6 protein-coding genes are annotated in these 4,105 nt (G+C 58.4%); all 6 read left to right on the top strand.

Features of this window, described 5'->3' with window-relative positions:
- A partial coding sequence (locus tag ACIOVB_RS27035; protein WP_401272216.1) for an FKBP-type peptidyl-prolyl cis-trans isomerase occupies window positions 1-525 on the top strand: 525 nt, incomplete at its 5' end.
- A gap of 292 nt (window positions 526-817) precedes the next feature.
- Window positions 818-1,273 carry a YkvA family protein gene (locus tag ACIOVB_RS27030; protein ID WP_187677482.1) on the top strand — a complete coding sequence of 152 codons (456 nt, stop codon included), beginning with the start codon at window positions 818-820 and terminating at the stop codon, window positions 1,271-1,273.
- 112 nt (window positions 1,274-1,385) lie between these two features.
- On the top strand, window positions 1,386-1,727 hold the full coding sequence (locus tag ACIOVB_RS27025) for a helix-turn-helix transcriptional regulator (protein WP_401272215.1): 342 nt from the start codon (window positions 1,386-1,388) through the stop codon (window positions 1,725-1,727).
- A complete protein-coding gene (locus ACIOVB_RS27020; RefSeq protein WP_003223109.1) occupies window positions 1,724-2,095 on the top strand; it encodes a hypothetical protein in 372 nt (123 codons plus the stop codon). Before ACIOVB_RS27025 ends, ACIOVB_RS27020 begins: the two co-directional genes overlap by 4 nt.
- The gene (locus ACIOVB_RS27015; RefSeq protein WP_187677484.1) at window positions 2,096-2,503 is read left to right on the top strand and encodes a sel1 repeat family protein; all 408 of its coding nucleotides are present in this window, start codon (window positions 2,096-2,098) and stop codon (window positions 2,501-2,503) included. It begins immediately after the preceding gene.
- A gap of 237 nt (window positions 2,504-2,740) precedes the next feature.
- The coding region (locus tag ACIOVB_RS27010) for a DUF6531 domain-containing protein (protein ID WP_401272214.1) at window positions 2,741-4,105 on the top strand (1,365 nt) is incomplete at its 3' end.

Below are 4,105 nucleotides of genomic sequence, written 5' to 3'. Positions count from 1 at the left end.
GAAGATGCCGTCGGCAAGAAAGAACAGAAGCTGAAAGATGAAGAGCTGGTCGAAGCCTTCGCCGCGCTGCAAAAGCGTGCTGAAGAGCGTATGGCCAAGATGAGCGAAGAGTCGGCATCCGCTGGCAAGAAATTCCTCGAAGAAAATGGCAAGAAGGCTGGTGTGACCACCACCGCTTCGGGTCTGCAGTACGAAGTCGTCAAAAAGGCCGACGGCCCACAGCCTAAGCCGACTGACGTAGTGACCGTTCACTACACCGGCAAGCTGACCAACGGCACTGTATTCGATAGCTCCGTCGAGCGCGGCAGCCCGATCGATCTGCCAGTAAGCGGCGTGATCCCGGGTTGGGTTGAAGGTCTGCAATTGATGCACGTTGGTGAGAAGTACAAACTGTACATCCCTAGCGATTTGGCTTACGGCGCTCAATCGCCAAGCCCGGCAATCCCGGCCAACTCGGTTCTGGTTTTCGACCTGGAACTGATGGCCATCAAGGATCCAGCCAAAGAAGGCGCCGCGGCCAAGTAATTAGCCAAGGCTTCGACAACAACGCCTCGCTTATGCGGGGCGTTGTTGCATCTGGACCTTGGCAAGGGTAAACAGAGCGAACCGATGGCGGTCGGGGGAGTCATAGCCTTTGAGGTTGCTCGCTAGACGCCCTCAGCCGCCAAGTCAATGAAATATTGGGTTTTTTTATGTGAGTAAAAAACGCCCGATCTGAGCGTAGCCCTTATGAAACGGGGCTTTCAGCGCTGAAATGCAGCTCTGTTCACAAGGTTATCCACAATTTGTGTGGATAACATTTCAACGGGAGGAATAGATGAAAGCTCCGTGGAATTTCGCTCGATTCCTGCCTCTGGCCGGCCGTCTGCTGGCTCGCGGTCGCCTGCCGACGCTGCTGTTTGCCGTGGCCAGCAAAGGCGCCGCGCAAGGCAATAGACTCGGCAAACTCAAAGATGATCTTCGTATGCTTCAGGCCTTGTGCCTGGCCTACTGGCGCGGTGAGTACCGGGCGATCAGCCCGAAAGCCTTGGTTTCGGTGGTGGCGGGGTTGATGTATTTCCTCAGCCCGGTGGATGCTATCCCGGATTTTATCCCGGTATTCGGCATGCTAGACGACATCGCCGTCCTCGCCTGGCTGATGAAAACCCTCGACGATGAACTCAACGCCTTCCGACTTTGGCGCAACCGCTTGCAACCGGAAAAACTGGCAGTCGTCGAACGTCTGCCCGATACCCCCGAGCAACTGCAACTCCAGGGCCCGAAAAAGCCCTGATTGTCGAAGTCCGCTTACAGATAGATACCCCCCGCGACCTTGGCCGCTGTTAGGATTACACTTCTAAGGAAAAGTGCCGACTCGCTAAGTGTTGTTGTCCTACGGGGTAGTCATGGATATTCAGATAATTGCACGCGATGGCGAACCCGAATATGCGGTTTTGCCATGGGCTCAGTATCAGTCTCTACTGAAAGCAGCAGGCATCAACGAAACACCGTCGCGGCAGGCGCCAGCGCCGCTCGCGGCAACACCAGACCCGATTCTTCCAGGTCTGGATCAACTAAGCAGTTTGCGCGAAGGGAAGGGCATCGCCATCGAGGCGCTGGCCCGCACGGTAGGCATCAGCCCGTCTTATCTGGCCATGATCGAAAGTGGCGAGCGTCTGCCCGACGCCGCGATTCGCCGCAGTCTGGCCTGGGAGCTGACGGTGCCAGGGTGGAGGGAAGAATCGTGAGCGTACGCATCAGTCGTCAACATTGGGACGGATTGCTGGGGGAGCTGGATCAGGCGCGCAGGCAGCGCCATCTGTTGACCTATCGGGCCTTGCTCGAACGTTTGCAATTGCCGACACCGGCGATGCAAACCTTGACGGCCGCGTTGGAGCATCTGGCCGCGCTGGATGCCAAGGCCGAACAACCATTACGCAGTTCGCTGGTGATAAGTCAGGGCGCCAGTCGCCTGCCGCGTACCGGTTTTTTTGAATGCGTCGAGCGCCTAGGGCGTTTTTCCGGCCCGTCCGATGGCGTCGCCGCAGCGTCATGGCATGCTTCGGAGGTCGTCAGAGTCTTCGAATACGAATACCCGGAATCGGCGGAGGCCTGAGTGTTTTTACGACTCAAGGCGCGAGCCGGTTACTGGCTGGCTCGCCGGCTGTTTCACTGGTCGTGGTTTGTTCGCCAACCCCGAGGCTGGCGCTGGCTTGAAGGCCAGTTTGCGCGTATGGCTACCCTCGGCGATGTCGGCGCGCAAAGCTTCTACGGCCACATCCTGACCTTTCGCGGTGTAGGTCTGGGTGCGCGTGAAGAAGGCGTGCGACTGTTGCGGCTGGCGGCACTGGCCGGTGATGGCAAAGCGGCTTATCAGGTCGGGGTGATCAGCCTGACGGGTACACCGAGTAAAGCGCCGGACCCTGCTGAGGCCGCACGCTGGTGGAGCATGGCCGCCAAGGCCGGGCATCCGTTGGCAGAGCATAAGTTGAAAGAGTTGAGTGCGCGGGATTCAACGCAGTAAGTCTATCTGTGTCCGCTCGATAAACGTGGCGTGAGGGAAACCTCACGCCACGTTTGCGTTTTCGCCTGCCTGTTTGTTTTTTTGGATAGTTTGAGGATTAGTCCTACATCTATTGCCTACTCGCCTGACTTCTTTCCTGATTGATCCCCCGCACAGTTCCCGCGCCTAATTTTTGCGCGAGGGAACGTTCATGCTCGACCCGGTCATTCAGTCCACCCCGCACCCAAGCGTGCGTTGATGGAAGCCATCACCCGTATCGAGCAAGCACTCGACAGCTTCCCTGACACCCTCAGTCTCTACCGCGAGCAGCTCAAACACTGGGCCAGCCGTGCCGTCGACACAGTCAGCCATGCCGCCGATCTTCCGTCGCTGATGGGCATCGAGCGGATCATCCGCTTTGGTGAGAGCAGTACCGCCGTCAGCAGTAGCGACGACCAGTTTTTCTCCAGCGTCGTGCAGTGCCCGAAGGGCGGGCTGATGCTGATCGAGAGCAAGTTCGAGTCGGTGTATGACATCCCGCTCGGCAACATTGTGGTCGATGTGGTGGCAGTGGATGGTGGCGAAACGACGCCCATCACTCTGGATGCTCAAGGCAAGGGGCAGTTCAAGGGCACAGAGGGCAAGTTCTACCGGATGCAAGTGCACGGTGCTGTCAGCCCGGAACAGGTTGAAGATCTTTTTGAGTCCTACGATGGCCTGACCGTTGAACTGGATGATTGGCTGCGTAGCGAATGGCAGGGATTCAAGCCACAGTGGTCGCAGTCGGTGGCGACGGCGGCGGGCAACGGCATGCTGGCCGGGAGCTGGGCGGCGATCGAGGGGGTGTGGGACAGCATTGGATTGTTGTCGGAGATTCTTCAGGATCCGGGCAAGTTTGCCCAACGGTTGGGAAGTGGCGCGACTGATCTGATCAATCTGGCAGCTACCGCGCCTGAGGTGATGGAGCAGCTTAAACTGCTGGTCAGTGACGAGGCGGCCCTGTGTTTGCTGCTACGCACGGCGAGTCTCTGGCTGGAGATGTTGCCGCCCAGTGAGATCGCCGGCAAAACCGCTGAAGCGGCGTCGATGATGATCGTGCAATTGCTGATCGATGTGCTGATCAGCGTTGTGCTGACTTTCGCCAGTGGCGGCGCAGGGATCGCGTATCTGACGCTGCGTCTGGCAGATCGCGCGGCTCAATTGCTGTCAGCGGTGATGCGGTTGGTGAAGGCGCTTTTTGCCATCGTCAACGGCTTCATCAAGTACGTTGATCAATACAAAACCGTTGCCGCGCGCGGCATAGCGGCCGGCGTGAAAAAAGGCCGGATGCAACTGCGCTGGAATGCCAAGCGCAACGCCTCGCTGAAGAAAGACGAACCTCACGACGATAAGCCCGATCAGGCTAAAAACCCCAACGGCGACAGCGCCGATTGTGTGCCGAGCACCTGCACCAACGGCTGCCCGGTGTCGATGGTTACCGGTGAGGAACTGCTGACCCTGACTGACGGCACGCTCGATGGATTGCTGCCGTTTGAGTTCACCCGCTTGTATCGCACCAGTGCCGCCGAAATCGATGTCGGGCTGGGGTTTGGCTGGAGCCATTCGCTGGCGCATCGGCTGGAG

Origin of the sequence: Pseudomonas sp. NPDC087639 (assembly GCF_044743385.1) — a bacterium.
In the GTDB taxonomy this organism is placed as follows: domain Bacteria; phylum Pseudomonadota; class Gammaproteobacteria; order Pseudomonadales; family Pseudomonadaceae; genus Aquipseudomonas.
Note: the sequence above shows the minus strand (reverse complement) of the source record. Positions and strands in the feature narration are given on the sequence as shown.

Coding starts and splice junctions, on each gene's coding strand:
- ACIOVB_RS27030 (WP_187677482.1), top strand. CDS start 818: ATGAAAGCTCCGTGGAATTTCGCTCGATTCCTGCCTCTGGCCGGCCGT.
- ACIOVB_RS27025 (WP_401272215.1), top strand. CDS start 1,386: ATGGATATTCAGATAATTGCACGCGATGGCGAACCCGAATATGCGGTT.